The following is a 26,675-nucleotide window of genomic DNA, read 5'->3' on the forward strand; positions in this document are numbered from 1 at the left end:
CAAGTAAGTAAGAAAAATGCGCCGTCGACTGATCCAGTCCACGCTCGCCGTGGTCCTCGTCGTGATCGCCGTCTTCGGCGTCTCCCTCGTCGTGGTCGAGACCAAGACGATCAGCACCACCGCCCAGGAACGCGTGGAGTCCGAGGCCGTGCAGCTGGCCAGCATCGTGGACAGCCGGATCCTCGGCGCCGAGCAGATCACCTCGGAGATACTCGCCGACCAGGTCGGCGACGAACGGTACGCGGTCGTCCGTATCCCCGGCCAGAAGCCGATCGAGGTCGGCGAGAAGCCCTCGGGCGACGTCATCGAGGCCACGCGCACCGGCGAGGAGGGCGAGACGGTCACCGTCCAGGAGCCGCGCTCGGCGGTGACCCGGGAGGTCGGCCGCACGCTGATGATCATCGGGGCGGTGGCGCTGCTGGCCGTGATCGCCGCGGTACTGCTCGCCCTGCGCCAGGCCAGCCACCTCGCCTCACCGCTCACCGACCTCGCCGAAACCGCCGAACGCCTCGGCTCCGGCGACCCCCGGCCCCGCCGCAAGCGGTACGGCGTCCCCGAGCTGGACCGCGTCGCCGACGTCCTCGACGCCTCCGCCGAGCGCATCGCCCGCATGCTCACCGCCGAGCGACGGCTCGCCGCCGACGCCTCCCACCAGCTGCGCACCCCGCTCACCGCGCTGTCCATGCGCCTGGAGGAGATCACCCTCACCGACGACCCGGACACCGTGAAAGAGGAGGCGACCATCGCGCTCACGCAGGTGGAACGCCTCACGGACGTCGTCGAGCGGCTGCTGACCAACTCCCGCGACCCGCGCACCGGCTCCGCCGTCACCTTCGACCTCGACGAGGTCATCCAGCAGCAGCTCGCCGAGTGGCGCCCGGCCTACCGCAGCGCCGGCCGCGCGGTCGTCAGCTCCGGCAAACGGCACCTCCAGGCCGTGGGCACGCCGGGCGCGGTCGCGCAGGTGCTGGCGGCGCTGATCGAGAACTCCCTCATGCACGGCGGCGGCACGGTGGCGCTGCGCACCCGCGTCACCGGCAACCAGGCGGTCATCGAGGTCACCGACGAGGGTCCCGGCGTCCCGGCCGACCTGGGCGCCCGGATCTTCGAGCGGACGATCAGCGGCCGCAACTCCACGGGCATCGGCCTGGCCGTGGCCCGCGACCTGGCGGAGGCCGACGGCGGCCGCCTGGAAATGCTCCAGGCCAAGCCTCCGGTGTTCGGCCTGTTCCTGTCGCGGACAGCGGTGAAGAAGAAGGATGAGGATCGGACGGTGCGCTAAATGCCGTCGATCGGCTGCGGCACCGTTGTGGCTGGTCGCTCCCCCACTCTCGGCTTCGCTCGAGCGGGGGGACCCCCATCGCGGCGGAGCCGCATATCGACACAGCCCCGCGCCCCTTTTGGGCGCTGCTCAGCCGTCGCTCAGACGCGAGCGCGCTGCGGGGGGCGCGCCCGCTCCGTCTCCAGGAACGATTCCGCGCCGACGATCGCCTGGCGGGCCGGGAGCGCGCGGAACACCCAGGTCCGGTAGGACCAGAAGCGGAACAGTGTCGCGATGCCGATGCCGAGGAACTTGAAGATGTTGCTCTGCAGCGGGCTGTCCCAGTCGAAGCCGTATGTCGCCGTGTACAGCACGCCGTTCTCGATCACCAGGCCGACCGCGCTGAACAGCCCGAACAGCGACATCTCCTTCGTACGGCCGCTCTTGTCGCGGTCGCGGTACGTGAAGTAGCGGAAGCCGACGTAGTTGAAGGCGATCGCCACGACCGTCGCGATCACGCTGGCGCGCACCACCTGGAGGTCGGTCACATGCCGTACCAGGTTGAACACGAGGAGATTGACGAGCAGTCCCGCCCCACCCACCGCGCCGAACTTGGCGACCTCACGCACGAGCCGTTCTATGCGTTGCCGCAGCGCGCTGGGGGGCGTCGGTCGGAGCCCCGAGGAACCACGTCCCATGGTCGTGCAGGCCCCCACTCGTCGGTTTCGTCAACCCGGCCATGCTAACCACCGCCATTCTGTGATCGCCTGTGTATGGGCTCACGATTGCGAAAGAGGCCGGGAACCAGCCGGGAAACGGCGCGGAAAGAGGCGGAATCCGGCCGACCTGGCGGGACCGATACCCTGGGGGCGTGACGTTCCCGGTAGTCGGCATGGTCGGCGGGGGTCAGCTCGCTCGTATGACACACGAGGCGGGCATCCCGTTGGGCATCAAGTTCAAGCTCCTCAGTGACACCCCTCAGGATTCCGCGGCGCAGGTCGTGAGCGATGTCGTCATCGGCGACTATCGCGACCTCGACACGCTGCGCGCCTTCGCACGCGGTTGTGACGTGATCACCTTCGATCACGAGCACGTACCCACCGAGCACCTACGGGCCCTGGAGGCGGACGGCATCCCCGTGCGCCCCGGCCCGGACGCGCTCCAGCACGCCCAGGACAAGGGTGTGATGCGCGCCAAGCTCGACGCGATCGGCGTGCCCTGCCCACGGCACCGCATCGTGAGAGACCCGGCCGATGTGGCCGCTTTTGCGGCAGAGGGCGACGGCTTCCCCGTCGTCCTCAAGACCGTCCGCGGCGGCTACGACGGCAAGGGCGTGTGGGTGGTCGACTCCGTCGAGGAGGCCGAGGCCCCGTTCAAGGCCGGCGTTCCGGTCCTCGCCGAGGAGAAGGTCGACTTCGTGCGGGAACTCGCGGCGAACGTCGTCCGCTCCCCGCACGGCCAGGCGGTCGCCTACCCGGTCGTCGAGTCGCAGCAGGTCAACGGCGTGTGCGACACCGTCATAGCCCCCGCCCCCGACCTCGACGAGACCCTCGCCCTGCAGGCCGAGGAGCTGGCCCTGCGCATCGCCAAGGAACTGAACGTCGTCGGCCACCTCGCCGTCGAGCTGTTCCAGACCCGCGACGGCCGCATCCTCGTCAACGAACTGGCGATGCGCCCGCACAACTCGGGCCACTGGACTCAGGACGGGGCCATCACCTCCCAGTTCGCCAACCACGTCCGGGCCGTCCTCGACCTCCCGCTCGGCGACCCGCGCCCGCGCGCCAGGTGGACCGTCATGGTCAACGTCCTCGGCGGCGACTACCCCGACATGTACTCCGCGTACCTGCACTGCATGGCCCGCGACCCCCAGCTGAAGATCCACATGTACGGCAAGGACGTGAAGCCCGGCCGCAAGGTCGGCCACGTCAACACCTACGGCGACGACCTGGACGACGTGCTGGAGCGCGCCCGTCACGCTGCCGGCTACCTGAGAGGCACGATCACCGAATGAGCCCAGTCGTTGGCATCGTCATGGGGTCGGACTCCGACTGGCCCGTCATGGAGGCCGCCGCCAAGGCCCTCGACGAGTTCGAGATCGACTACGAGGTCGACGTCGTCTCCGCGCACCGTATGCCGCGCGAGATGGTCGCGTACGGCGAGCAGGCCGCCGACCGCGGACTGAAGGTGATCATCGCGGGCGCGGGCGGCGCCGCCCATCTGCCCGGCATGCTCGCCTCCGTCACCCCGCTGCCGGTCATCGGCGTCCCCGTGCCGCTGAAGTACCTCGACGGCATGGACTCCCTGCTGTCCATCGTGCAGATGCCGGCCGGTGTCCCGGTCGCGACCGTCTCCGTCGCCGGTGCCCGCAACGCCGGCCTGCTCGCGGCCCGTATCCTCGCCGCCCACGACGACGAACTCCTCACCCGTATGCGGGAGTTCCAGCAGGAGCTGAACGACCAGGCCACCGAGAAGGGCAAGCGTCTGCGCGCCAAGGTCGAGGGCACGGGCAACGGCTTCGGCTTCGGCAACTGACGGGAGGGTACGGCGATGACCGCGCTGGACGAAGCCCGGGAACTGCTGCGCGAGTTCCCGGTGGTCGACGGGCACAACGACCTGCCCTGGGCGCTGCGTGAGCAGGTCCGCTACGACCTCGACGCCCGGGACATCGCCGTCCCCCAGGGCGCCCACCTGCACACCGACATCCCGCGGCTGCGCGCGGGCGGGGTCGGCGCGCAGTACTGGTCGGTGTACGTCCGCTCGGACCTGCCCGATCCGGTGCCCGCGACGCTGGAACAGATCGACTGCGTACGGCAGTTGCTCGCCCGCTACCCGCGCGACCTGGCGCCCGCGCTGACGGCCGCGGACATGGAGGCGGCGCGCGCGGAAGGCCGTATCGCCTCGCTCATGGGCGCGGAGGGCGGCCACTCCATCGCCAACTCTCTCGGCGTGCTACGGCAGTTGTACGCACTCGGCGTCCGCTACCTGACGCTCACCCACAACGACAACGTGGCGTGGGCGGACTCGGCGACGGACAAGCCGGGCGTCGGCGGCCTGTCGGCCTTCGGCCGGGCGGTGGTGCGGGAGATGAACCGCGAGGGCATGCTCGTCGACCTCTCGCACGTGGCGGCGACGACCATGCGGGACGCGCTGGACGCTTCCCTGGCGCCGGTCATCTTCTCCCACTCCTCCTCGCGCGCGGTGTGCGACCACCCGCGCAACATCCCCGACGACGTGCTGGAACGGCTGCCCGGCAACGGCGGCATGGCCATGGTGACCTTCGTACCGAAGTTCGTCCTCCAGGCCGCCGTCGACTGGACCGCCGCGGCGGACGAGAACATGCGCGCGCACGGCTTCCACCACCTCGACACCACCGCCGAGGCGATGAAGGTCCACCGGGACTTCGAGGAACGCCATCCACGCCCGGTCGCCACGGTGGCGACCGTCGCCGACCACCTGGACCACATGCGCGAGGTCGCCGGCATCGACCACCTCGGCATCGGTGGCGACTACGACGGCACGGCTTTCACCCCGGACGGTCTGAACGACGTCTCCGGCTACCCGAACCTCATCGCCGAGCTCCTCGACCGCGGCTGGTCGAAGTCCGACCTGGCCAAGCTGACCTGGCAGAACGCGGTACGGGTGCTGGGCGCGGCGGAGGACGTGGCACGAGAGCTCAAGGCGAGACGCTCCCCGTCGAACGCCACGCTGGAGGACCTGGACGGATAGGACCAACGGCTCCTACGGGTGCTCGATCCGGCAGAGGCAGAACGGATGCCCCGCCGGATCGGCGTACACCCGCCAGTCCTTGGTCTCGTAGTCCTCCGCGTCCAGGACGTGGGCACCCAGCCCCAGCACCCGCTTCTCGACCAGGTCGACCTGCTCCCAGGTGGACCCGGCGTCCAGGTCGAGATGGAACTGCTGCGCGTTCCGGTCGGCGCGCGGCCACTCCGGCGGGGTGTGGCCCTCCGACCGCTGGAAGGCGAGCCGCGGGCCGCCGGGGACCTGGAGCACCACCCAGTCGTGATCCTCGTCGTCGGGGGTGCCGCCGATGATCTCGGCGTAGAAGCGGGCGAGCGCGCGCGGGTCGGGGCAGTCGAGGATGACGGAATGCACACGTGCCACGGGCGCCATGGCACTCACCTCCGGACTCAGCAGACGCAGGGACAGAACGGGTGCCCCGCTTGACCGGCATCAACCCGCTCCGGTACCGGGGGAAGCGGCCGTGCGGCAGCGGCGCCTGGTGCAGAATGCGGGAAGACGCCGGTTCGGCCGACTGAGCCTCGGCCGAACCGGCGTCGCCCTGCGTTGCGCTATGCGGTCGGGCGGCCCATCGCCCGGTACGTCCAGCCGGCCCGCCGCCACAGCTCCGGGTCGAGGGCGCCTCGCCCGTCCAGGATCACGCGGGCCTTGACGGCCTCGCCCAGCGCCGCCGGGTCCAGCTCGCGGAACTCCTGCCACTCCGTCAGGTGCAGTACGACGTCCGCGCCGCGCACCGCCTCCTGCGCGGAGTCGGCATAGCCCAGCGTCGGGAAGATCCGGCGGGCGTTGTCCATGCCCTTCGGGTCGTACACCGTCACCTGCCCGCCCTGCAGATGGATCTGCCCGGCCACATTGAGCGCGGGCGAGTCCCGTACGTCGTCGGAGTCCGGCTTGAACGTCGCGCCGAGCACCGCGACCCGCTTGCCCAGGAAGGGGCCGCCGCCCAGCGCCTGCCGGGCCAGCTCCACCATCTGGCCACGCTGGCGCATGTTGATCGAGTCGATCTCGCGCAGGAACGTCAGCGCCTGGTCGGCGCCCAGCTCACCGGCGCGCGCCATGAACGCCCGGATGTCCTTCGGCAGACAGCCGCCGCCGAAGCCGATCCCGGCCCGCAGGAACTTCTTCCCGATCCGGTCGTCGTACCCGATCGCCTCGGCGAGCTTGGCGACATCGCCGCCGGCGGCCTCGCACACCTCCGCCATGGCGTTGATGAACGAGATCTTCGTGGCGAGGAAGGAGTTCGCGGAGGTCTTCACCAGCTCGGCGGTCGGGAAGTCGGTGACGACGAAGGGCGAGCCCTCGGCGACCGGCGTGGCGTACACCTCCCGCAGCAGCTTCTCGGCCCGGTCACTGACCACGCCGACCACGATCCGGTCCGGGTGCAGCGTGTCCTGCACGGCGAAGCCCTCGCGCAGGAACTCCGGGTTCCAGGCCAGCTCGGCGTCCGCACCGGCCGGCGCGTGCTCGGCGAGGTAGGCGGCGAGGCGGCCGGCGGAGCCCACGGGCACGGTCGACTTGCCGACGACCAGGGCCGGACCCGTCAGATGCGGGGCCAGAGAGGCGAACGCGGCGTCGACGTACGACATGTCGGCGGCGTACTCGCCGTGCTTCTGCGGAGTGTTCACACACACGAAGTGCACATCGCCGAACGCGGCGACCTCCGCGTAGTCCGTGGTGAACCGCAGCCGCCCGCTGGACCCCTCGATCCCCGCGACGTGCTTGCGCAACAGCTCCTCAAGACCCGGCTCGTACATCGGGACCTCACCGCGCCGGAGCATCTCGATCTTCTCGGGCACGACGTCCAGGCCGAGCACCTCGAAGCCGAGTTCGGCCATGGCCGCGGCATGCGTGGCGCCGAGATAACCGGTACCGATCACGGTGATCTTGAGGGCCATGGGTGCTCCAGGGGTCAACGGCAGGGCAGTGCGCGCCCGAGCATAGCCGGGGCATGGGAACGCGCTTCACCGGGCAACTTTCCCGCTGTCGCCAAGCTCACGTATCACTCGAGTGGGCGACCCCATAAAATTTGGGTTACTTAACGGTAGTTAGCGCCACCATCGCAGCGTTTTGGAGCGTGAGAAACCTTGGCCGGATCGGCTGACTTCGACCTGTACCGCCCGTCCGAGGAGCACGACATGCTCCGTGACGCCGTCCGCTCGCTGGCCGAGGCGAAGATCGCGCCGTTCGCCGCCGCGGTGGACGAGGAGGCCCGCTTCCCGCAGGAGGCGCTCGACGCCCTGGTCGCGAACGACCTGCACGCCGTGCACGTACCCGAGGAGTACGGCGGCGCGGGCGCCGACGCGCTGGCCACGGTGATAGTCATCGAGGAGGTGGCCCGCGTGTGCGCGAGCTCCTCCCTCATCCCCGCCGTGAACAAGCTCGGCTCCCTGCCCGTGATCCTCTCCGGCTCCGAGGAGCTGAAGAAGAAGTACATGACCTCGCTCGCCAAGGGCGACGCGATGTTCTCGTACTGCCTCTCCGAGCCCGACGCCGGCTCCGACGCCGCCGGCATGAAGACGAAGGCGGTCCGCGACGGCGACCACTACGTTCTCAACGGCGTGAAGCGCTGGATCACCAACGCGGGCGTGAGCGAGTACTACACCGTCATGGCGGTCACGGACCCGTCCAAGCGCTCCAAGGGCATCTCGGCCTTCGTCGTCGAGAAGTCCGACGAGGGCGTCTCCTTCGGCGCCCCCGAGAAGAAGCTCGGTATCAAGGGCTCCCCGACCCGCGAGGTCTACCTCGACAACGTCCGCATCCCCGCGGACCGCATGATCGGCGAGGAGGGCACCGGCTTCGCGACGGCGATGAAGACCCTCGACCACACCCGCATCACCATCGCCGCCCAGGCCCTCGGTATCGCCCAGGGCGCCCTCGACTACGCCAAGGGCTACGTGCAGGAGCGCAAGCAGTTCGGCAAGCCGATCGCGGACTTCCAGGGCATCCAGTTCATGCTCGCCGACATGGCCATGAAGATCGAGGCCGCCCGCCAGCTGACGTACGCGGCGGCCGCCAAGTCGGAGCGGGGCGACAGCGACCTCACCTTCCAGGGTGCCGCCGCCAAGTGCTTCGCCTCCGACGTGGCGATGGAGGTCACCACGGACGCCGTCCAGCTGCTCGGCGGCTATGGCTACACGCGTGACTATCCGGTGGAGCGCATGATGCGCGATGCGAAGATTACTCAGATATATGAGGGTACGAACCAGGTTCAGCGGATTGTGATGGCGCGGAACCTGCCGTAGTCGTGCCGTAGACATTCGGCATTCGGCGTACGACAACAAGCCCCCGGAGCGGATCCGGGGGCTTTTGCCGCTTTGGCGGCATGGCATTCGTGGTGGATTGTGGGCGTCCGCCGGATGGCGCGGCGCCTCGGCAAGGCGTACCACGGAAGGGCGAGGGGTCCGACCCCGGACTCCACTCACCCCAGGAGGAGCCATGACCGGAACCATGCCCGCAATGAGCAAGCAGATGCAGGACTGCGTCGACGCGTGCATGTCCTGCCACAGCATCTGCGAGGAGACCATGAACTCCGTCATGCAGATGGGCGGCCAGGCTCAGATGCAGATCATGCGGGCGCTCATGGACTGCGCCGAGACGACCCGCATGTGCGCGGACATGATGATGCGCCGCTCGCCGATGTCGGCAGACATGTGCGCCATGTGTGCCAAGGCGTGCGACCTGTGTGCCGAGGCGTGTATGTCCATGCCGGACGACCCGCAGATGATGCGGTGCGCCGAGGCGTGTCGTCGCTGTGCCGAGATGTGCCGCACGATGGCGGGCGCCACGATGTGAAACCCGGCCGCCGTCAAGGGCTCCGTGGCCCTTGGCGGCGGGCCTCAGAACAGCGGCGCGAGCGCCCGTTCCAGGTCGGCCGGTGTGCGGAAGTGGACCGTCTGCATGCCCAGCGCGGCCGCGGCCGTCACGTTCTCCAGCGTGTCGTCCACGAAGAGGCACCGGTCGAGCGGGGCGCCCGCCCGCCCGGCCGCCAGCCGGAAGATACGCGGGTCCGGTTTGGCGAGGCCGACGCGGGCGCTGCTGACGAGGTCGTCGGCGAGGCCGGACAGACCGAGGGACGCGAGATCGGCCTCCAGGGTCACCGAGGCGTTGCTGAGCAGGACGAGTGGGACGTGCTCCCGCGCCCGGCGCAGCAGCGCCACCACCGTCTCGTCGGCGTGGAACGGCGCGTCCGCAAGGGCGTTGCCCAGCTCGTAGGCGACGGGCTCGGGCACCAGCCCGGCGAGGCCCGCGACGATCGAGTGGACCCACTCCTGCGGGGTGATCCGTCCCAGCATCAGTGGCAGATCGGTCTCGGGCGCGAACGCCACCTTCATCGTGGTGCCCTCGGCCAGCCCCGCCGCCCGCTCCAGGGCGGTCACCCGGGAGGGGTCGTAGAACCGGATCACGTTGTCGACGTCACAGAGCACCACGTCGAAGGGCAGTCCGCCGCCGGCGTCAGTCACCCGACACCGTGACCTTCTCGTCGTTGTTCAGCTGCTCGACCAGCGTCTTGACCTTGGCCTCGTCCCAGACGAGGTTGCCGCCCGACGAGCCGGAGATCGGCATGTTCATGGACGTGCCGTCGCCGCCGCTGACGCCCTTCATCGCCCAGAACATGTCGGCCAGGTCGAACAGGCCCATGTCCTTGTCGACGATGAGGGAGTCCAGGCCCGCGCCCATGGTCGGGTACAGCTTGAAGGGGTTCAGGACCGTGCCCGGGGTGGCCACCTGGTTGGCGAGGGCGGAGAGGAACTTCTGCTGGTTCTTCGTCCGGTCCAGGTCGGAGCCGGCCAGCGCGTACCGGGTGCGGACGAAGGCGAGGGCCTGCTCGCCGTTGAGGGTCTGCTTGCCCGCCTCGAAGTCGGCACCGGACTTCGTGTCCTTCATGCCGCCCTTGGGGATCTCGATCTCCACGCCGCCGACCGCGTCCACGATGTTCGCGAAGCCGGCGAAGCCGATCTCGACGTAGTGGTCGATGTACAGGCCGGTGTTGGCCTCCACGGTGCGGACCAGCAGCTCCGGCCCGTCCTCGGCGTACGCGGCGTTCAGCTTCACATGCCGGCCCGTGCCCTGGTACGTCTTGCCGGACTCGGAGCCCACGAACGTCGGTATCTCCACGTCCGAGTCGCGCGGCAGCGAGATCAGCGTCGGCCCGTTGTCACCGGTGTGCAGGATCATCATCGAGTCCGTGCGCTTGCCCTCCGAGGACCCGGTGTGCAGCCTCTTCCTGTCCTCGGCGGACATGCCCTCACGGCTGTCGGAGCCGACGATGAGGTAGTTGGTTCCCTCGCCCTTCTCCGGCCGGTCGATGACCTTCGACAGGTCGACGTCACGGTTGAGCTTGGAGTCGGCCCAGAAGTACGTGCCGACGAGTGTCACGACGAGCACGGTCACCACGGTGATCGACGTCACCTTGATCCGGCGCCGCCAGTTCGGCGCGGGGCGCGGCTCGTACATTCCTCCGCCGTCGCCGGGGCCCCCGGGGCTGCCGTAGACCTGGCCGGTGTTGTAACCGCTGTCGTACGCGTCGTATCCCTGTCCGTCGACGTACGACGGCTGCTGCGGAACGCCGTACGGCGGTGCCGCCTGGCCCCCGCCGGGCGGTGCCGCCGGGCCGCGCCGCACCTGGCGCATCACACGGGCGCCTTCAGGCTGCGCGCCTGAGCTGCCGCGCCCGTACCGGGTGCCGCGGTTGTCGTCGGACCATCCCTGGGGCCAATCATTCATGCGCCCCAGTGTGCAGGTCGGGGCTGTGTCCGTTACAAGGTTCGGCGGGAAATCACAGCGCGGCTGTTGCGAAGCCGACACAAAATCACCGGAAGTCGCTTCGGCATAAGGTGGAGGCCATGACAGACCAGGCCAGCGCCCCGGAGCAGGAGACACCCAGCACTCCGGACATACCGGGCAAGCTCACCTCTGCTTCCCGGACCACCCTCAGCCACATCATGACCCACAACGACACCAACCTGTTGGGCACGGTGCACGGCGGTGTGATCATGAAGCTCGTCGACGACGCGGCCGGAGCGGTGGCCGGCCGGCACAGCGGCGGTCCCGCCGTCACGGCCTCCATGGACGAGATGGCGTTCCTGGAGCCGGTCCGCGTGGGCGACCTGGTCCATGTGAAGGCGCAGGTCAACTGGACCGGCCGTACCTCGATGGAGGTGGGGGTGCGGGTCCTGGCCGAGCGGTGGAACGAGTCCGCCCCGCCCACCCAGGTCGGCTCGGCCTACCTCGTCTTCGCTGCGGTCGACGCCGACGGCAAGCCCCGTGCGGTCCCGCCGGTGATCCCGGAGTCGGAGAAGGACAAGCGCCGCTACCAGGAGGCGCAGATCCGGCGCACGCACCGCCTGGCCCGGCGCCGGGCCATCATGGAGCTGCGGGAGAAGCGGGCGGCCGAAGGCTTCGAGGACTGACGCGGCCTTACGGGCACCGTACCTCGTCCCCCCGCACCACCCCGGCCTCGCCCTGCCGGACATCCGTCGCCTTGACCTTCCGTACCTCCCGGAAGTCCGTCCCGACGATCACCTTGAGCGTTGGCCCCTGCCCCTTGACCGCCCGCAGCCGGCTCCCGGGCAGGGCCGCCGCGAGCGACTTGGCGGAACGGTCCCATCGGGGGTCGTAGGTGATGACGGTCCGCGCCGCCGACTGATTCCTCGCGTTTTTCGGCTGCCGCGTCGTGAGGAAGCCGGCCCGCACCAGCGCCGTGTCGACGCGTTGGCCCAGCCCGGCCGTCCTCGTGCCGTTCTCCACCTGGACGCGGATCTGCTGCGGGGCCACGTCCACCAGTACCGCCGTGTCCTTCGGCCGCCCGGCCGCCAGTGGCTTGTCGTCGCGCAGTGCCTGGAAGAGCCGCCGGGACTTGACCGGGTCCCACTTCAGCGTCGAACCGATGCCCTTCACGGCGTACCCCATCTGCCCGATCGGGACGGTCGTGAACTCGGACGACGAGGGGGAGAAGTTCCGCATCGCCCGCCCGAGGTCCAGCAGTTCGTGCGCGCCGAACTCCTTGTCCGCCCGCACCGAGCCCAGCACCGCCCGGGTCACGTCGCGGAACTTCATCGGGTTCAGCAGCACCCCGGAGGAGGTCGCCTGGTCGATCAGCGCGGCCAGGAAGCGCTGTTGCCGTTGCATCCGCCCGAGGTCGGACGCCCCGTCGACATACCGGGCGCGCACGTACTGCAGGGCCCGCCCGCCGGTCAGCCGGTGGTTCCCGGCCCGCAGGTTCAGGCCGGTGTGCGTGTCCTTCAGCGGCCGGGCGGTGCAGATCTTCACGCCGCCGAGCACGTCCACCGTCTTCATGAAGCTGGTGAAGTCGACCTCGAGGTAGTGGTCGATCTTCACCCGGGTCATGTGCTCGACCGTGCGCACGGTCAGCTGCGGCCCGCCCTCCGCGTACGCCGCGTTCAGCTTGACCGGGTGCGCCTTGTGCCGCTCACCGGTGGTGCGGTCGGTGTGCGCGGGCACCTCGGCGTAGGAGTCCCGCGGCAGGCTCACGACGCTGGCCCGCTCCCGGTCCTCCGAGATGTGCACGATCATGATCGTGTCGGTGCAGTGGCAGGGGGCTCCGCCGAGCCGGTACCGGCGCCGCTCGGCCTCGGAGATCTTGTCCCGGCCGTCGGTGCCGACCACCAGCACGTTCATGCCGTGACCGGCCCGCGGGCGGTTCTTCATGTCCTTGAAGGGATCGACCCGGGCGATGTCCGCGTCCAGGCTCGAGACCACCGCGTGCCCGATCCCGGCCGAGGCGAGGATCACCACGGACAGCGTGGTCACCGCCCGCATGGCCCAACGCGGCTTCCTCCGCCGTACGGGCGTCCGCACGGTGCGGCGCGACTCCGGCCGGCGCTGCGGCCGGACCGGGTACGGACGAGGCGGCGTTGCGGGCATGAGGGCACCTCCGCTGAAGCGGGAGCGGCGTAAATGGGATCATGAGCACCGTAGGCCCATACGATCTGTGGCCCGGTGCACCGACCCGGGCGGGGCGGCTCGCTGTCCCCCGTTCGCGGTAACGTGAGGCCCCTATGAACGCCAATCCCGACGTGCAGCTTCCCGCCGTGTCCGTCATCATGCCCGTCCTCAACGAGGAGCGGCATCTGCGCGGCGCAGTCCACGCGATCCTCGCCCAGGAGTACGCCGGCGAGACGGAGGTCGTGATCGCCCTCGGTCCGTCCACGGACCGCACGGACGAGATCGCCGCCGAGCTGGTGCGCGAGGACCCGCGGGTCCATACGGTCCCCAACCCCACGGGCCGCACCCCCGCGGCGCTGAACGCAGCGATCAAGGCCTCCCGGCATCCGATCGTGGTCCGCGTCGACGGCCACGGCATGCTCTCGCCGAACTACATCGCGACCGCGGTACGGCTCCTGGAGGAGACCGGCGCGCAGAATGTCGGCGGCATCATGCACGCCGAGGGAGAGAACGACTGGGAGCACGCGGTCGCGGCGGCCATGACCTCACGGATCGGCGTCGGCAACGCGGCCTTCCACACGGGCGGGGAGGCCGGCCCTGCGGAGACGGTCTACCTCGGCGTCTTCCGGCGCGAGGCGCTGGAGCAGCAGGGCGGATACAACGAGGAGTTCATCCGCGCCCAGGACTGGGAGCTGAACTTCCGCATCCGTGAGGCGGGCGGCCTGATCTGGTTCTCGCCGGAGCTGAAGGTGTCGTACCGGCCGCGGCCGAGCGTGCGGGCGCTGGCCAAGCAGTACAAGGACTACGGCCGTTGGCGGCACGTCGTCGCCCGCTACCACTCCGGCTCCATCAACCTGCGCTACCTCGCCCCGCCGACGGCGGTGTGCGCGATCGCGGCGGGCCTCGTGGTGGGCGCCCTGCTGACGCACTGGGGCTTCCTGATCCCCGGCGGCTATCTCGCGGCGATAGCGGCCGGTTCGATCCCCGCGGGCAAGGGGCTGTCGCTGAAGGCCCGCCTGCAGATCCCCGTCGCCCTCGCCACGATGCACATGTCGTGGGGGTGGGGGTTCCTGACCAGCCCGAAGGCGCTGGCGCGCAAGGTGATCGCGTCGCGGCGGCCCGCAGTCGTCGGTGAGAGCTGAGCGCTGAGGCGCTCGCGGCAGCGGCAACAGGGCCTCCTCGGCGCAGGGGCAGACTGCTCATCCCCGAGCGGTTCAGGAGGCCCTGCTCTCACCGGTTCTCGTCAGCCGCAGTGGTCGTCGTAGTCGACCTGGACGTGGCTGTGCGCCCCTGCTTCGCCGCCCCAGTCGACGCAGGAGTTCCTGGCGGAGACGTAGACAGGGCCGGCGTAGTACTTGTAGATGCCCGCGTCCATTTCGTTGGACTTCCACACGGTGTCGTTTCTGGAGAGCCGCAGTCGGGCGTCCAGGTACATCGAGGTGCCCGGGAAGTCGCTGACGGTCACGACGCAGTTGTAGCCGGTGGAGCTGTTGTACGTCAGGAACGTGTGGCCGTCGTAGGTGTCCATGGAGTCGATCACGCCGTAGCCGGACCCACAGGCGCCGTTGCAGGAGACGGCCGAGGCGGTGCCGGTGGCGGCGATCGTTCCGGCGACGGTCAGACCGAGAACGGTCGCCGCCGAGCCAAGTCGCTTTGTGTTGAGCATGGTTGAGTCTTCATCAGGTCAGTTACGGAACCGGATGTGGTCATTACGGTGGGATGTCGTGTACCCAACTCATAAAGGCGTGACCCGTATCACCGTGGCGCCGCTCGCGAGGTTGACCCGCTTGCCGCCGAGCTTGATCGAGTCGTCGGCCCAGCCGGAGTTGTAGTACGTCTGGCAGGTGAACAGCGGGCCCATGGCGCAGTACAGGGACACCGCGTTGTTGCCGACGACCTGGTTCCGGCGCCGACGAGGGCCGCTCACCGGCGCGGTGCTTCGGACGATTCGACGTGGATGCTCGGTCGTGCCGGGCAGAGGCCGCTAAGCGGAACAGTCCGGGGGTGGAGCTCTCACCCCCGGACCGTCGTCAGCCTCGCTTCGCCATCAGCTCGTTCGCCTTGGCGATGGCCGCCTTCCAGGTGTCACGGTCCGCGGACAGAGCCGTGGCGTTCTGCTCGATGAGCTTGTTCTGGTACTCGGCCTCGACGCCCGAGCGGACACGGACGTAGTCCACCCGCTGCTTGCACCGCACGTCGGTGGAAGCGACGGTGATCTCCCGTGGCTTCGGGGTGCCCGCGGAGTCGCTGTCCTGGCTTCCGTCTCCCCCCTCGCCCTCGGTCCACGCCGGATCGCCGGCGGCTGCCAGTGGGTCCGCGTAGTGGTAGCCCGACTCCTTCATGCAGTCGGCCCAGCGCTTGTTGAGGCTGCTGACCCGGGGGTCGTTGCTCGCCTGCTGCGAAGCCTGGAGGTTCACCTTGTTGAAGGTGGCGTCGAGGCGGGTGGTGTCACCCAGGCCCACCTTGCGGCGGGTCTCGCCGAGGCAACCGCCCTCGGGGACGTCCTTGCCGTTCACCGACGAAGGACCCTCGCCCCGGTAGAGCGTGGCCGCGGCGGGCGAGACGTTCTCGTAGTGCGAGCGGGACTTCGCCGTGGCCGCCTCGGCCTGACGGGCCGTCATCCCCTTGGGCAGCGGAGGATGGTAGCCGTAGACGGCCACCGAGTCGGTCTCGGCCACCGCGTCGACGCTGTCCCCACCCGGATGTCCGGCGGTGAGCGGCAACGCGTTGCCATCGCACGGGCGTTGGTGAACCGACCGTCGCTGCTGCTGTGCGACGAGCCGACCGGAAACCTCGACACGACCACCGCGCAGCAGATCCTCGGACTGCTCGACGAACTCCACGAGGACGGCATCACCCTGATCGTCATCACCCACGATCCCGAGGTGGCCGCCCGGGGCAGGCGCACCCTGACCATCCGGGACGGCCTGTTGCACGAACGGATACCGGCATGAGGCGCCCCGCCCGCTCCGCGCTCTCGAGGCTCCGTCGGAAGCGCGCGGCCGCGGTCCGTGCTTCGCGGCTCTCCCCACGCGACCTGCTGGCCGAGGCGACAGCCGGGATGCTTCAGCGCCCCGGCCGCTCGGCCCTGACCGCGCTCGGTACCGTCCTGGGCGTGGGCACCTTCGTCGCCGTGCTGGGCCTGACCTCCACCACCTCCCAGCAGATCGACGAGCGTTTCAACGCACTGACCGCGACCGAGGTGACGATCGAGGACACCGGCGGTGAGCAGCCGGAGTACGTGCAGAACGCCTTCCCGGCCGACGCAGACGCCCCCATCGAGCGGCTGAACGGGGTGCGCGATGCCGGCGTCTACTGGTCGGTGCGGCTGCCGGAGGGGCGGGGGGTACGATCCGCGCCCGTCGGCGAGGCCGGCGAGGAGACCCAGAGTCAGATCGTCGCGGCGTCACCCGGCGTCCTGGCCGCCGCAGGACCGCACCTCCAACAGGGCAGGATCTTCGACGCGTACCACGACCGGGAAGCGCAGCAGATCGCCGTGGTTGGTTCCGGCATGGCGGCCCGGCTCGGCATCACCACCCTGGAGACGGCCCCCGCGATCTTCATCGGCGGAGATGCCTTCACGGTGATCGGCATCATCGAGGAGGTGGACCGGAAGTCGGACGTGCTGCTCTCCGTCGTGGTCCCGCGCACCACCGCCGAGCGTGTCTGGGGCGGGCCCACGAGCGGCAGCCGCGCCAAGATGCTGATCTCCACGGAGCTCGGCGCCGCCCAGCAGGTCGCCGGCGAGGCGGCCCTCGCACTCGATCCCGCACACCCCGACTACTTCCAGGCCGTTCCGCCACCCGACCCCAGGGCTCTCAGGACGGCGGTCACGTCGGACCTCGACCAGCTCTTTCTGCTCCTTGCGGCCATCTGTCTGCTGATCGGCGCGGTGGGCATCGCCAACACCACTCTGGTGGCCGTGCTCGAACGCACCGGAGAGATCGGCCTGCGCCGCGCACTGGGCGCCCGCGGTCGCCACATCACCCTCCAGTTCCTGGCCGAGTCGGGAGCACTGGGCACCCTCGGCGGACTGGTCGGCACCAGCCTCGGCACCTTCGCCGTCATCGGAACCGCGATAGCGCGCGAATGGACCCCGGTCATTCATCCCGCCACCGTCGTGGCGGCCCCCGCCGTCGGCCTGCTGACCGGGGTTGTCGCCGGGCTCTATCCGGCCTGGCGGGCCAGCCGTATCCAGCCGGTGGAAGCGCTGCGGCGCTAGGTCCGAGCCGGAGCGCCGGTGGACAGAGCTGGACAGAGCGGAGCCCCGACGTGTCACGTCGGGGCTCCGCTCCGGTGGCGCGGGGTCAGCTCCTGCCGTCCCACCGGTAGACGCATGGGACGTCCCTGCAGTCAGTCTTGCCGTTCGCGCCTTCCGGCAGGTCGCCCGCCTCTGTCTTCGGCTGTTCGTACGCGGTGTCCTGGCGCCAGTCCGCACCGATGACGAGGGTGATGCCCTCCGCCTTGTCGTCGGCCCGGCCTGCCGTCTGCGGCAGGCCGAGCGCCGTGGCGACCGACAGGGTGTCCTCCTTGCCCTGCTCGCCCGCACTCTTGGGGTACTTGACCACCGTGTCCTTGCGCGGATCCGCGCTCTGCGAGGCGGTGGCCTGGGTGACCTGCTTGTTTCCGCGTCACCCCGCGATCGCGAGGTTGTGCAGGCGGGCGATGCCGAGCATGGCGTGGTGGACGCCGTCGCCTTTGAGGCGGCAGTCGCGGAGGATCTTCCAGTTCTTCATGCGGGCAAAGGTGTGCTCGACGCGGGCGCGGACCTTGCGGTGGGAGGCGTTGTGTTCCTCTTTCCAGGCCGGGAGTTCGGCCTGCCCTTTCTCGCGGCGGTGCGGAATGACCAGACCGGTGCCGCGGTAACCGCCGTCGGCGATCACGGTCGTGTTGCCGACGGCCTCCTTCGCGCCGGACAGTTCCCACGCCTTGCAGTCGTTGCGGTTGCCCGGCAGCGGCCGGCCGACGGCGACGACAAGCCGGGCGTCGGCGTCGATGACGACCTGGTGATTGGTGGAGTACCTGTAGTTTTTCGACTGCTCAGCGATGGTGTGATCGCGGGTGGGCGCCAGGGTGCCGTCCACGATCAGCACGGTGTCCTTGCGGAACCGCTTGCGGGGCTGGAGCGCGAGCGACGGCCCGAGGTGGTCGACGATGCGGTCCGCGGCCGACTTCGACACCCCGAACAACGGCGCGAGCTGTCGCAGGGTCAGGTTGGTGCGCCAGTACGCCGCGACCAGCAGGACCGGTCCTCCAGCGGCAGGCTCCACGGCCTGCCCTTGCGCACCGGGTCCGCGCCTTCACGCCGAAGCGCGGTGATCAACTTGCCGAACTGTCGCGGGCTCAGCCCGGTGAAGGGGGCTGTCCAGGACGGCTCCGACGCCGTGATCACTCCAGACACGACAAGATCATCTCACCCGTGACCAGCAGTTACGGGATAGCCCTTAATGGTCTGTTTCAGATTGAATCTTCTGCATAAATATCACAATGGAGTGTTCCAGGGTTAAATAGCTGCCTTTAGAGGTTGTCTCACGTGGTGATGGGGTGGGCTGCGGCATGATTGCCGCTTGTGGGTGTCGATCTGTCGCAGCGGCTGGTTCCTGACGGCTTGTGGGAACTGGTCGCCCCGTTGCTGCCTCCGTTCAACTCCCGTCCGCAGGGCGGCGGGACCGCCCCGTGTGACCAGCGGGCCGTGTTCACGGCGGTCGTGTACGTGCTGACCAGCGGATGCGCCTGGCGGCATCTGCCGGAGACGTTCGGGGTGTCTCCCGCAACGGCGCACCGCCGGTTCACCGCGTGGACCCGGGCGGGGCTGTGGCGTCGGCTCCACAGGGCGGTCCTGGACGAACTCGGTGCGCGGGGCGAACCGGACTGGGCCTCGGCGATCGTCGACGCCGCCTCGGTCCGGGCTGAAAGGGGGGCACGCTGACCGGGCCGAACCCGGTCGATCGCGGCAAGAAGGGCAGCAAACTGCACGTGCTGTCCGAGGCCCAGGGCATCCCGCTCGCCGTCGCGGTGTCCGGCGCGAACACCCACGACAGCCTGGCCCTCAAGCCGCTGATCCGCGGCATACCCGCCGTCCGCTCCCGACGCGTGCCTATTAGGCGTACTTCTCCGCCGAACATCTCGCCTGGCTGCGCGAGCGCGGACTCGTCCCACGCATCGCACGTTCCGGGATCGAATCGAGCGAGCGGCTCGGCCGACACCGCTGGAAGATCGAGCGGTCGATCGCCTGGCTGTTCGGCTACCGCCGGCTCACCGTCCGGTACGAGCGAAAGGGCTCCCACTTCCTCGCCTCGCAGCCGCCCTCACCTGCTACAAGAAGCTCGCAAAACTCACCACATGAGACAGCCTCTTAGGCTACCCGTATTTCGTTGCCGCCGAAATCTGGGCATGATGCGCGAGCGCACCTCCGAGTCATTGACTTCGATCGCTGCGGGTCGGTAGTGTGTGATCTTGCAAATGGACATGCGCGTACACAACAACGGAGACATTCAGTGAAGATAAAGAGAGCCATCGTCGCCGGCGCTGCATTTCTGACAACTTTCCTAGGGGCGGCGCAGGGTGCCGCGTTCGCCGACACTCATAACTCGTCGGATACGTACGGGACTACCGGTCGGTGCGCCTACAGTCACATATGCCTCTACTATAACTCGGGCCAGTCCGGGGCCAAGTTTAGCCGCTATTTCAACGCCAGTAGCGCCCAAGTAACGCTCGCAATACCGGATCTCGCCGGCTACTACTTCGACTCTTCCGGTGCCGGTGCGGGACAGACGGTGAAGAATAACGCCGCATCGGGGGAGATCTACGGCAGCCATTGTTCCATGTGGGTCTATTACAACAGCAACTATGGCGGAAATATTGACTATTTTGGCGATACTTCCTATGGGCAGCTCTGGTACACGTACAACGAAAACGCCTCCTTGAAGGCAGGCTGCCCGTAAACTATGCGCCAGCCCTGACTGATTGCCTCAGCCAGGGCTGGCAAGCTGTTTAGTACAACCCGCGGTTCGCTACGGACTGTCGAGCGATCGAAGAATCGATGGATCATGCGATACGTCAAGAATATCTTCACCACGGCATGCGCCGCAGCCACCCTGCTGGCGCTTTCCTCTTGTGCCGCTTCCGGGGACAGTCCTGACCATGATCCCCAAGGATCAGCGCCTACGGGGCACGCGCAGCGGCCGCCGCATGGCGGGCACGCGCAGCCATCCCTCGACGTTGAGGCTAATCCGCTCCCATTGCCCGTGCAGAAGTATCTTCTGACGCCGAGTAAAATATCGGAAATCAGGCCTGCGACCACCATTCTAGTAAATGCATGCTTGCGACAGCGAAACGTTCCGCCAATAAAACAGACGACGAGTGCAGCAAGCCATCAAAGCTATCCCGACCCCTATGAGGTCGGGCGGCGCTATGGGCCGATCGTCAAAGCCGATATTTTGACTTACGGCTATCACCTCCCTCCTGCATGGTTCGGCGGTACAACTGCGCCTCCAAAAATTTCAGCTCAGCAGGAGGCTGCCATGAACGGCCCGTCGGGTTGCCTTGCCGTTGCCCGGAGAGAGCTCATCGGCAACCGCTCTCTGGACTCCCCGGTCGCACGGCAAATCAGCAGTAAAAGCTTCATGGAGTCTCTGAAGGATCCCAAGGTGAAGGCGGTCACCGCGGACTGGTCGGCTTGCATGGCCAAGAAGGGATATTCATACACGGGTCCACTGCAGGCGCTTTCGAAGGCCGATCTGAGGTCGTCGAAGCCGAGCGCGAGAGAACTGCGCATCGCGGCCGCCGATTATTCCTGTAAAGCATCCACCAATTTGATCTCCACGTGGCAGAAAGTTGAGATCAAGATTCAGAACAAGGAAATAGCGAAGCATCTGTCGGTCCTGGAGAAGGCGAACGCGCAGAGGGCCCAGATCATGGCGGAAGCGGACAAGATCATCGATCAGGGTGGATGACAGCGCCGTGACACTGATGGTGATGTTAGCCTCGATCTTGCATGAGGGTTCGTCAGCTTGCTGACGGACCCTTTCTGCTCGTTCAGAACGGGGATTTCTGTTTGCGGGCATGCTGGTATTACAGCCGGAGATCTTGAGGGTCGGTGATCGGTGGGATCGGTCGGTGCTGTGCCCAGGTGTGGAGTCGGGGCGGGAGGGCGTCGCCGCGGCGTCGGTAGTGGCTGACCAGCGCGCGGGTCTGGTGGAGACGGCGCCACAACTCGCAGGTCGGGGTGGTTTCGACGGGATGGTGGGGGTTGAGCCGGGTGGCGGCCAGGCAGTGCCGGATGGTGTGGACCGAGGGCCGCGGCAGCGGTCCGGGGATCAGCCAGCGGCCTCGCTCTCGTCGGGGTTCGAGCCTTTTCCCGGTTCGGGAGCGTGTTCCGGGTCGGGGATCGCTGCGCGTTGGATGGTGAGGAACGCGGTGGCCGGCATGCAGGCGGTGACGTGGCGGTGCCACGGGGTCCGCTTGCGGACCTGGTACTGCGCCAGGCCGACGAGCTGCTTGTCGAGCTCGTTGGCCTCCTCGATCCGCCACCGCCCGCCGGCCCGGGCGATGATCTCCGAGGCCGTGGCGGTCTCGGGCGCGTGGACGAGGAAGTAGGCGATCTCACGGTGGAGCCGGCCGTCCTTGCCGCGCCGGTTCGGGTGCAGAGATCGCCGTAGCACCAGCCAATGGGTGAAGGTGCCGGCCGGCTCCTCGTCCTGGACCTCGACGGCGAAGGCGGTCCAGTCGTAGAGCCGCTCGCCCTTGGCGCCGTTGCCGCAGGAGCGGCGTTCCCGCTGGTCGCGGGCCTTGGCGTAGTGGAGCAGGTCATCGGCGCGCTTCACGGCCGGGTGGCGTGACTGGCCGGGCGGGCCGTCGAGGGGCAGGTCGGCCGGGACCCCGAAGACATAGGGCACGGCCCGCTCATGGCACCAGGCCCGCAGCTGCGGATCGCGCCCGTGGCCGGCGTCGGTCAGCACCCAGGTGAACGGCACGGCGGCCACCAGGGCCTGCTCCAGCATGGCGAGGGCCAGCTCGGGCTTGGGGGCGAAGCCGACCCGGTCGGGCACCCCGGCCTCGCGGCACCGCTCACGGTCGGCGGTCCATTCCCCGGGCAGGTACAGGCGGCGGTCGATGAAGGCATGCCCGGCCGGAGCAGCGTAGGTGAGCATCACCATCGTCTGGCAGTTGCGGACGTCCCCGGTCAGTCCGCAGTGCTGGAAGGCCACCCCAGCCGACTTGGTGCCCTTCTTCTGGGCCTGCGTGCCGTCGGTGACCAGCGACGCATCCGGATTACCCAGATGCGACACCACGTAGTCGCGCACCGCGTCCCGCAGCCGGTCGGCGTCCCACACCGAGCCGTTGAGCAGCTACTGCATCCGGTCCGCGGTGACATGCCCGGCCCGCTCCGACAGCGTCCAGCCGTTCTTCCTCGGCAGCTCCGCCGGCAGCCCCTCGATGAACTGCGCGAACACCACACGCGGCTCCGGCCGGTTGAACAAGTACCCCAACGAACCAGTCAACGCGGACAGTTCGGCATCCCACCCGGCTATCTGCTCAGCCGTCACACCCAGCATCATGCCCGGTCAACGACGGCACGCAGACCCGGCCACAAGATCTCCGGCTGTAGTACCTGTACGTGTCATGAAGTTTTTGGGTATGCAAGATGTGTTGGTCGTCACACGTCACGCTTCAGCTTCACTTCTCTGTAAGCGGTTGATGCCAGCGATGTTCCGCTGGTGGCCGTGCGTGAGGGGTTCACTGTCCCTGGCGGCGAACCCCATCAACCCGGCGGCACACCGGAGTCGTTGGCCGACTACCAGCGGTAGGGCTCGTAAATGTCCATGCACTTGCCGCTGTCCGCCCCGTTCAGGGCGTCGGCATTCGAGGGGAGGTCACCGGCCTTCGGCGGCGACTGCTTCGGGTAGGCCGTACCTGAGCGCCAGTCGGCGCCCACCATGAGGGTGACACCGGAGACCTCGGCCGACCTCTTCACCGAACTCAGCGGAATCCGCAGCGACTTGGCGACTCGCTGGGCATCGCCCTCCAGCTCGGCGCTCGGATAGCGCACGACAGTCCGCTCCTCGGCGTAGGAACCCGAGGTGTCGGCCGACGCGAGGGTGAAGCCCTGCTGCACGAGGGCCTGCGCGACCGTGCTGGCACGGCCGTCGACGACCCCGAGCGTGTCGGACTGCGTGGCGTTCTGCACCAGCACGCCGATCTCGCCGTCCGGGGCGGCCGGGTCGGAGGAGACCACCTCCTTGGGCTTCTTGCCGGACGGCTTGCCCGAACCGTTCTTGTCGAAGGGCACGTCGTCGCGGAGCATCGCCCACACCTTCTCGGCGTTGGCGCCGTCCGGGACCACGTGGTTGCGGTTCTGCGGGTCCTCGGCCCACGGCATGGTCATCATGGTGATGCGGTTGGGCGGCACGGACTTCAGCTCCATGCCCAGGTCGGAGAGCTTCTTGACCGTGCCGATCTCCTCGGAGACCGTCAGGGAGTCCGTGGCCGCCTCGGCCAGGTCCATGAGCCGGCCGGTGTCGGTGAAGACGTTCTGGCCGCGCAGCTCGCGGATCATGGAGCTCATGTACATGTGCTGAGCCTTGGCCCGCTGGATGTCGCTGCCGAACGCGTGCCGCGTCCGCAGCCACCGCAGCGCGTCCTTGCCCTTGATCTTGTGCGGGCCCTCCGTCAACTTCAGGCCGGAGCCACCGGGCACGCCGGGCAGCGGGCGGTCATGGACGTTCTGGTTCACGCAGACCTCGACCCCGCCGACGGCGTCCGCCATCTTCACCACGCCCGCGAAGTCGATCGTCATCCAGTGGTCGATGTAGACGCCGGTGAGGTTCTGCCAGGTCGCCAGCGTGCAGCCGGCCCCGCCGCGGGCCAGCGACGTGTTGATGATGTCGTTTGCCGCCGAGTACGTGTCGCCCGTCTCTGGGTCGGTGCACTTGGGGATGTCGACACGGGTGTCGCGCGGAATGCTCACCACGGCGGCGCTTTTGCGGTCCGCGGACAGGTGGATGAGCATCTGCACGTCACCCAGCGGCGGGTTGCCGCGGTTGTCCTTGCTGCCGCCGAGTTTCACGTTCTCGTCGGAGTTACGGCTGTCGGAGCCGATCAGCAGGATGTTCAACGGCGTCTGCCCGGCCGCGTTCGGCTCCGTCTTCTCCGCCTTGGAGTTGCCGCTGCTGCGCTTGCCCTTCTGGATGTTGTTGTTCAGGTGCTGGTAGTACAGGTATCCGGCACCCGCGGTGCCCAGTATCCCCACCGCAAGAACCGTCGCCGACCAGCGAAGGACGCGCCGTCTGCGGCGCTGCCGGTCGGTCCCGCGGCCCCCTCCGCGCCGCCCGCCTCCGCCGTGCGGGCCGGCCTCGGCGGACGTGTCCGGGCCCCGCGGTGTGAGGGACATCGTGTCCTCGACCGCGGGTGCCTCCCCCTGCACACTGCTCTGCCCCAACTCCCTGCCCTTCCGCACCCTTTACCGACGAGGCCGCGCTCCGCGCCCGGACCTCCCTGGTCGACGCGGGGCGAACCCTGTCAGACCACCCTGTCCGACACCGTGCCGCTACCTGTCAGACCTCGGTGGGCGGACCGCGTTGGCCGCGCGTCGGCAAAATCCGTCCCTGACACGGCCACGTGCTGCCGGCCCGACGTACGGTCGACATCGGACCGACGTGCAGTCGACACAGCGGTGTCCCTTGTCAGACCAACGTGCGCCCCGCACAGTTGCGTTCCCAGCCGAACAATCCCGAACTTGTACCGGCCAACTCCGCACCCGGCAGGGGCCCGTCGCTCGCCCCGTAGGACGCGCGACGGGCCCGTCAGGTCACTTGCTGCAGCGACTCAGCTGGCGCATTCAACCTTGTCCGCTGTGGTCTTCTTGACGTCCGGCGCCTTCGTCGGAGCGGTGAGCGAGACGCCCGCTCCCTTGAAGTCCTCTCCCAGCGTGAGTGTCATCGTCGGCAGTCCCTGGGAGTTGGTGACGCTCTTGCCCGGCTTCATCGCGGATCCGCTCAGGCCCATGAGGTCGGCCAGTCTGCGTGCCTGGTCCGCCTGGTCGGGTGCGTACTCCAGCGTCGTCTTGGCCTGCTCGGCGTCCGCGTTGCCGGCGTTCTCGGACTTGGTCACGCCCGCCTCGGTCTGCAGCCAGAGCAACTGTGCCTGTGCGCTGTAGTCCTCGGCGCCGCCGTTGAGGACCCGCACGCGCACCTCCGAGGGGTCGGCCTTCGTTCCCTTGAGGCGGGCGGCCACGGCCGCCTTCTCCTGCTCCTTCTTCTGCTTGACCTCGGTGAAGGACACGTCGTTCTTGATCGCGTCGAAGACCTCGGGTGCGGCCGTCTCGTCGACGACGACCGTCGCCTTGACCGTCTCGGCGGGGTTGTCCTTCACCGGCACCGTCAGGAACGTGATGTTCTTCGGCGGCACCTTCTTCAGCTCCAGGGCCACGTCCTTGAGCGTGCTGACCTTGCCGATGCCCTTGTCCACGGTGAGCGCGTTGGTGGCGGCCTCCGCCAGCTTCACCAGCTTCGTGGGGCTGGTCAGGGTGTCGCTGGAGGACATCTTGCGCATGAGTGAGCCCAGGAACTGCTGCTGCACCTTGATGCGGTCCAGGTCGCCCTGGTTGCCCCAGGCGTGCCGGGTCCGGACGAACGCCAGCGCCTCCTCGCCCTCGACCGTGGACTTGCCTTCGGGCAACTGGAGCTTGGAGTCGGGGTCGTTGACCGGTTCCTCGACACAGACGTCGACCCCGCCCACCGCGGTGGTCAGCGTCTTCACGGCGTTGAAGTCCGCCATCATGAAGTGGTTGACCTTGATGCCGGTGGCCTCTTCCACCGTGCGCCAGGTGCAGCCCGCGTCCCGCCCACTCTCGCCGAGGCTGCGGTTGAAACGGACGCCCGGGAGTCCCGGGATGACCTCCTCGGTGCCGTCCTCCAGCTTGGTCGGGCAGTCCGGGATGTCCACGATCAGGTCGCGGGGGATGCTCAGCACGGTCGCGTTGGACCGGTCCTTGGCGACGTGCAGCAGCAGGGTGGTGTCCGCATGGCCGACACTGCCCTTGTCGCCGTAGCCCTCGTTGCCCGCGCCGGTGCGCTTGTCGGTGCCGATGAGCAGGATGTTGAAGGCCTCGTCCTTGCTGAAGCCGCTGTTGCCGACGTCACCGACGTCCGTCGTGTTGACGTTGCCCTCGAGGTGCTTGAGGTAGAAGTACCCTGCGGTACCGGCGGCGACCAGCACGAACGCCATGGTCCCGCCGGTCCACATCACGGCCTTCTTGGCCTTCGACTTCTTCGCCGGCCGTCGCCCACGCCGCCCCGGTTCCGGTGCCTTGGGCACGCCGCGCCGCCTGCGCTGCGGCGGGATCTCGCGACCGGGGACGTCATGGGTCTCACGGCCGGGCGCCGTACGGGCGCGCGGCACCTGCTCTGCGCGGGCACCACGGGAGGCGGCTCTGCGCGGTCGGGGCACGGTCGACTGCGGTCCGGAATCAGGCAGTCGCAGTTCGTATTCGCCGGTGTTCGGGTTGAGCACCCACTGGTCTGCGGGGTCGATGTTGTCCGCCCGCCCACGGCCTTGCGCGTCCACGGTTGTCTGAATCCTCCGTCGGGGCCACGCGGCGCCTTCCCCCTTCGAGGCGCTCGGTCTCGTACAAACCTCGTACACAGTGCGCGACCCCCCGGAAATGGACTTCGTGGCCGGGGGCCGGGTGCACCGGAGCGCTCACACTATCCGCCCAGTTCAGCGTCGAGCGACGGCGGTGACAAATTCC

The 26,675-nt window shown here is 68.6% G+C and carries 22 protein-coding genes and 5 pseudogenes; 13 read left to right on the forward strand and 14 right to left on the reverse strand.

Annotated elements, in window-relative coordinates; genetic code table 11:
- Nucleotides 1-16: 16 nt before the first annotated feature.
- Entirely contained in the window at nt 17-1,282 is a 1,266-nt protein-coding gene (locus tag ACKTSN_RS28480; protein WP_409471716.1) for an ATP-binding protein, read from the forward strand.
- Between the two features lie 140 nt (nt 1,283-1,422).
- On the opposite strand, the gene ACKTSN_RS28485 is transcribed toward ACKTSN_RS28480, so the two are convergent.
- Complete coding sequence (locus ACKTSN_RS28485) at nt 1,423-1,959, reverse strand: GtrA family protein (RefSeq protein WP_409471717.1); 537 nt, start codon at nt 1,957-1,959, stop codon at nt 1,423-1,425.
- 173 nt (nt 1,960-2,132) lie between these two features.
- Here ACKTSN_RS28485 and ACKTSN_RS28490 point away from each other — a divergent pair, with 173 nt between their 5' ends.
- The 3 genes from ACKTSN_RS28490 to ACKTSN_RS28500 are packed head-to-tail and all read left to right on the forward strand — an operon-like array spanning nt 2,133 to nt 4,987.
- The gene (locus tag ACKTSN_RS28490) at nt 2,133-3,272 is read left to right on the forward strand and encodes a 5-(carboxyamino)imidazole ribonucleotide synthase (protein ID WP_409471718.1); all 1,140 of its coding nucleotides are present in this window, start codon (nt 2,133-2,135) and stop codon (nt 3,270-3,272) included.
- Nucleotides 3,269-3,793, forward strand: a complete 525-nt coding sequence (gene purE, locus ACKTSN_RS28495; protein ID WP_409471719.1) for a 5-(carboxyamino)imidazole ribonucleotide mutase — start codon at nt 3,269-3,271, stop codon at nt 3,791-3,793. The genes ACKTSN_RS28490 and purE overlap by 4 nt, the downstream gene beginning before the upstream one ends.
- A 15-nt stretch (nt 3,794-3,808) precedes the next feature.
- Nucleotides 3,809-4,987, forward strand: a complete 1,179-nt coding sequence (locus ACKTSN_RS28500) for a dipeptidase (RefSeq protein ID WP_409471720.1) — start codon at nt 3,809-3,811, stop codon at nt 4,985-4,987.
- Between the two features lie 12 nt (nt 4,988-4,999).
- Here the strand turns inward: ACKTSN_RS28500 and ACKTSN_RS28505 are convergent, their stop codons facing one another.
- Together ACKTSN_RS28505 and ACKTSN_RS28510 are read right to left on the reverse strand one after the other, a co-directional pair.
- The gene (locus ACKTSN_RS28505) at nt 5,000-5,392 is read right to left on the reverse strand and encodes a VOC family protein (RefSeq protein WP_409471721.1); all 393 of its coding nucleotides are present in this window, start codon (nt 5,390-5,392) and stop codon (nt 5,000-5,002) included.
- A 179-nt stretch (nt 5,393-5,571) separates the two neighbouring features.
- Nucleotides 5,572-6,915, reverse strand: coding sequence for a UDP-glucose dehydrogenase family protein (locus ACKTSN_RS28510; protein ID WP_409471722.1), 1,344 nt, complete (start codon nt 6,913-6,915; stop codon nt 5,572-5,574).
- Between the two features lie 189 nt (nt 6,916-7,104).
- Here ACKTSN_RS28510 and ACKTSN_RS28515 point away from each other — a divergent pair, with 189 nt between their 5' ends.
- Both ACKTSN_RS28515 and ACKTSN_RS28520 read left to right on the forward strand, forming a co-directional pair.
- Nucleotides 7,105-8,262, forward strand: coding sequence for an acyl-CoA dehydrogenase (locus ACKTSN_RS28515; protein WP_409471723.1), 1,158 nt, complete (start codon nt 7,105-7,107; stop codon nt 8,260-8,262).
- A gap of 193 nt (nt 8,263-8,455) precedes the next feature.
- Nucleotides 8,456-8,812 carry a four-helix bundle copper-binding protein gene (locus ACKTSN_RS28520; protein WP_409471724.1) on the forward strand — a complete coding sequence of 119 codons (357 nt, stop codon included), beginning with the start codon at nt 8,456-8,458 and terminating at the stop codon, nt 8,810-8,812.
- Nucleotides 8,813-8,856: 44 nt separating this feature from the next.
- On the opposite strand, the gene ACKTSN_RS28525 is transcribed toward ACKTSN_RS28520, so the two are convergent.
- Together ACKTSN_RS28525 and ACKTSN_RS28530 are read right to left on the reverse strand one after the other, a co-directional pair.
- On the reverse strand, nt 8,857-9,480 hold the full coding sequence (locus tag ACKTSN_RS28525; RefSeq protein ID WP_409471725.1) for an HAD family hydrolase: 624 nt from the start codon (nt 9,478-9,480) through the stop codon (nt 8,857-8,859).
- Nucleotides 9,473-10,744: an LCP family protein gene (locus ACKTSN_RS28530; protein ID WP_409471726.1), complete on the reverse strand. Its 1,272-nt coding sequence runs from the start codon at nt 10,742-10,744 to the stop codon at nt 9,473-9,475. Before ACKTSN_RS28530 ends, ACKTSN_RS28525 begins: the two co-directional genes overlap by 8 nt.
- A gap of 119 nt (nt 10,745-10,863) precedes the next feature.
- On the opposite strand from ACKTSN_RS28530, the gene ACKTSN_RS28535 reads away from it, so the two are divergent.
- On the forward strand, nt 10,864-11,430 hold the full coding sequence (locus ACKTSN_RS28535) for an acyl-CoA thioesterase (RefSeq protein WP_409471727.1): 567 nt from the start codon (nt 10,864-10,866) through the stop codon (nt 11,428-11,430).
- A 7-nt stretch (nt 11,431-11,437) separates the two neighbouring features.
- On the opposite strand, the gene ACKTSN_RS28540 is transcribed toward ACKTSN_RS28535, so the two are convergent.
- Nucleotides 11,438-12,904: an LCP family protein gene (locus tag ACKTSN_RS28540; protein WP_409471728.1), complete on the reverse strand. Its 1,467-nt coding sequence runs from the start codon at nt 12,902-12,904 to the stop codon at nt 11,438-11,440.
- Nucleotides 12,905-13,038: 134 nt separating this feature from the next.
- Between ACKTSN_RS28540 and ACKTSN_RS28545 the strand changes: the two genes are divergently transcribed.
- On the forward strand, nt 13,039-14,067 hold the full coding sequence (locus tag ACKTSN_RS28545; protein ID WP_409471729.1) for a glycosyltransferase family 2 protein: 1,029 nt from the start codon (nt 13,039-13,041) through the stop codon (nt 14,065-14,067).
- A gap of 101 nt (nt 14,068-14,168) precedes the next feature.
- Here ACKTSN_RS28545 and ACKTSN_RS28550 read toward each other — a convergent pair whose 3' ends face one another.
- From ACKTSN_RS28550 to ACKTSN_RS28560, 3 genes are all read right to left on the reverse strand, one after another.
- Nucleotides 14,169-14,591, reverse strand: coding sequence for a spore-associated protein A (locus ACKTSN_RS28550; RefSeq protein ID WP_409471730.1), 423 nt, complete (start codon nt 14,589-14,591; stop codon nt 14,169-14,171).
- A 69-nt stretch (nt 14,592-14,660) separates the two neighbouring features.
- Nucleotides 14,661-14,852 (reverse strand): hypothetical protein, encoded by a 192-nt coding sequence (locus ACKTSN_RS28555; protein WP_409471731.1) that lies wholly within the window; start codon nt 14,850-14,852, stop codon nt 14,661-14,663.
- 103 nt (nt 14,853-14,955) lie between these two features.
- Nucleotides 14,956-15,603 (reverse strand): hypothetical protein, encoded by a 648-nt coding sequence (locus tag ACKTSN_RS28560; protein ID WP_409471732.1) that lies wholly within the window; start codon nt 15,601-15,603, stop codon nt 14,956-14,958.
- Between ACKTSN_RS28560 and ACKTSN_RS28565 the strand changes: the two are divergent.
- Both ACKTSN_RS28565 and ACKTSN_RS28570 read left to right on the forward strand, forming a co-directional pair.
- Nucleotides 15,586-15,879, forward strand: a pseudogene (locus tag ACKTSN_RS28565) (ATP-binding cassette domain-containing protein); the annotation flags it as partial. The gene ACKTSN_RS28560 and the pseudogene ACKTSN_RS28565 overlap by 18 nt on opposite strands.
- Nucleotides 15,876-17,147, forward strand: a complete 1,272-nt coding sequence (locus ACKTSN_RS28570; protein ID WP_409471733.1) for an ABC transporter permease — start codon at nt 15,876-15,878, stop codon at nt 17,145-17,147. The pseudogene ACKTSN_RS28565 and the gene ACKTSN_RS28570, both read left to right, overlap by 4 nt.
- An 85-nt stretch (nt 17,148-17,232) precedes the next feature.
- On the opposite strand, the pseudogene ACKTSN_RS28575 reads toward ACKTSN_RS28570, so the two are convergent.
- A pseudogene (locus tag ACKTSN_RS28575) lies at nt 17,233-17,529 on the reverse strand (LytR C-terminal domain-containing protein); the annotation flags it as partial.
- Nucleotides 17,530-17,556: 27 nt separating this feature from the next.
- Nucleotides 17,557-18,326 (reverse strand): annotated as a pseudogene (locus tag ACKTSN_RS28580) (transposase).
- 168 nt (nt 18,327-18,494) lie between these two features.
- On the opposite strand from ACKTSN_RS28580, the pseudogene ACKTSN_RS28585 reads away from it, so the two are divergent.
- The 3 genes and pseudogenes from ACKTSN_RS28585 (at nt 18,495) to ACKTSN_RS28595 (ending at nt 20,880) form a co-directional block, all read left to right on the forward strand.
- Nucleotides 18,495-19,284 (forward strand): annotated as a pseudogene (locus ACKTSN_RS28585) (IS5 family transposase).
- 138 nt (nt 19,285-19,422) lie between these two features.
- Complete coding sequence (locus ACKTSN_RS28590; RefSeq protein WP_409471734.1) at nt 19,423-19,869, forward strand: hypothetical protein; 447 nt, start codon at nt 19,423-19,425, stop codon at nt 19,867-19,869.
- Nucleotides 19,870-19,974: 105 nt separating this feature from the next.
- Nucleotides 19,975-20,880: a hypothetical protein gene (locus ACKTSN_RS28595; RefSeq protein WP_409471735.1), complete on the forward strand. Its 906-nt coding sequence runs from the start codon at nt 19,975-19,977 to the stop codon at nt 20,878-20,880.
- Nucleotides 20,881-21,243: 363 nt separating this feature from the next.
- Here the strand turns inward: ACKTSN_RS28595 and ACKTSN_RS28600 are convergent.
- The 3 genes and pseudogenes from ACKTSN_RS28600 to ACKTSN_RS28615 all read right to left on the reverse strand — a co-directional run bounded on the left by ACKTSN_RS28600 (nt 21,244) and on the right by ACKTSN_RS28615 (nt 26,491).
- Nucleotides 21,244-22,473 (reverse strand): annotated as a pseudogene (locus tag ACKTSN_RS28600) (IS701 family transposase).
- Between the two features lie 248 nt (nt 22,474-22,721).
- A complete protein-coding gene (locus ACKTSN_RS28610) occupies nt 22,722-24,365 on the reverse strand; it encodes an LCP family protein (RefSeq protein ID WP_409471737.1) in 1,644 nt (547 codons plus the stop codon).
- A gap of 386 nt (nt 24,366-24,751) precedes the next feature.
- Complete coding sequence (locus ACKTSN_RS28615; protein WP_409471738.1) at nt 24,752-26,491, reverse strand: LCP family protein; 1,740 nt, start codon at nt 26,489-26,491, stop codon at nt 24,752-24,754.
- Nucleotides 26,492-26,675: the final 184 nt, after the last annotated feature.

Origin of the sequence: Streptomyces flavusporus, from assembly GCF_046267975.1 — a bacterium.
Taxonomy (GTDB): Bacteria; Actinomycetota; Actinomycetes; order Streptomycetales; family Streptomycetaceae; genus Streptomyces; species Streptomyces flavusporus.

Excerpts from the sequence above, each read along its gene's own strand:
- ACKTSN_RS28480 (WP_409471716.1), top strand. The coding sequence starts at position 17 with ATGCGCCGTCGACTGATCCAGTCCACGCTCGCCGTGGTCCTCGTCGTG.
- ACKTSN_RS28485 (WP_409471717.1), bottom strand. The coding sequence starts at position 1,959 with ATGGGACGTGGTTCCTCGGGGCTCCGACCGACGCCCCCCAGCGCGCTG.
- purE (WP_409471719.1), top strand. The coding sequence starts at position 3,269 with ATGAGCCCAGTCGTTGGCATCGTCATGGGGTCGGACTCCGACTGGCCC.
- ACKTSN_RS28500 (WP_409471720.1), top strand. The coding sequence starts at position 3,809 with ATGACCGCGCTGGACGAAGCCCGGGAACTGCTGCGCGAGTTCCCGGTG.
- ACKTSN_RS28505 (WP_409471721.1), bottom strand. The coding sequence starts at position 5,392 with ATGGCGCCCGTGGCACGTGTGCATTCCGTCATCCTCGACTGCCCCGAC.
- ACKTSN_RS28510 (WP_409471722.1), bottom strand. The coding sequence starts at position 6,915 with ATGGCCCTCAAGATCACCGTGATCGGTACCGGTTATCTCGGCGCCACG.
- ACKTSN_RS28520 (WP_409471724.1), top strand. The coding sequence starts at position 8,456 with ATGACCGGAACCATGCCCGCAATGAGCAAGCAGATGCAGGACTGCGTC.
- ACKTSN_RS28530 (WP_409471726.1), bottom strand. The coding sequence starts at position 10,744 with ATGAATGATTGGCCCCAGGGATGGTCCGACGACAACCGCGGCACCCGG.
- ACKTSN_RS28535 (WP_409471727.1), top strand. The coding sequence starts at position 10,864 with ATGACAGACCAGGCCAGCGCCCCGGAGCAGGAGACACCCAGCACTCCG.
- ACKTSN_RS28540 (WP_409471728.1), bottom strand. The coding sequence starts at position 12,904 with ATGCCCGCAACGCCGCCTCGTCCGTACCCGGTCCGGCCGCAGCGCCGG.
- ACKTSN_RS28545 (WP_409471729.1), top strand. The coding sequence starts at position 13,039 with ATGAACGCCAATCCCGACGTGCAGCTTCCCGCCGTGTCCGTCATCATG.
- ACKTSN_RS28550 (WP_409471730.1), bottom strand. The coding sequence starts at position 14,591 with ATGCTCAACACAAAGCGACTTGGCTCGGCGGCGACCGTTCTCGGTCTG.
- ACKTSN_RS28570 (WP_409471733.1), top strand. The coding sequence starts at position 15,876 with ATGAGGCGCCCCGCCCGCTCCGCGCTCTCGAGGCTCCGTCGGAAGCGC.
- ACKTSN_RS28595 (WP_409471735.1), top strand. The coding sequence starts at position 19,975 with ATGCGATACGTCAAGAATATCTTCACCACGGCATGCGCCGCAGCCACC.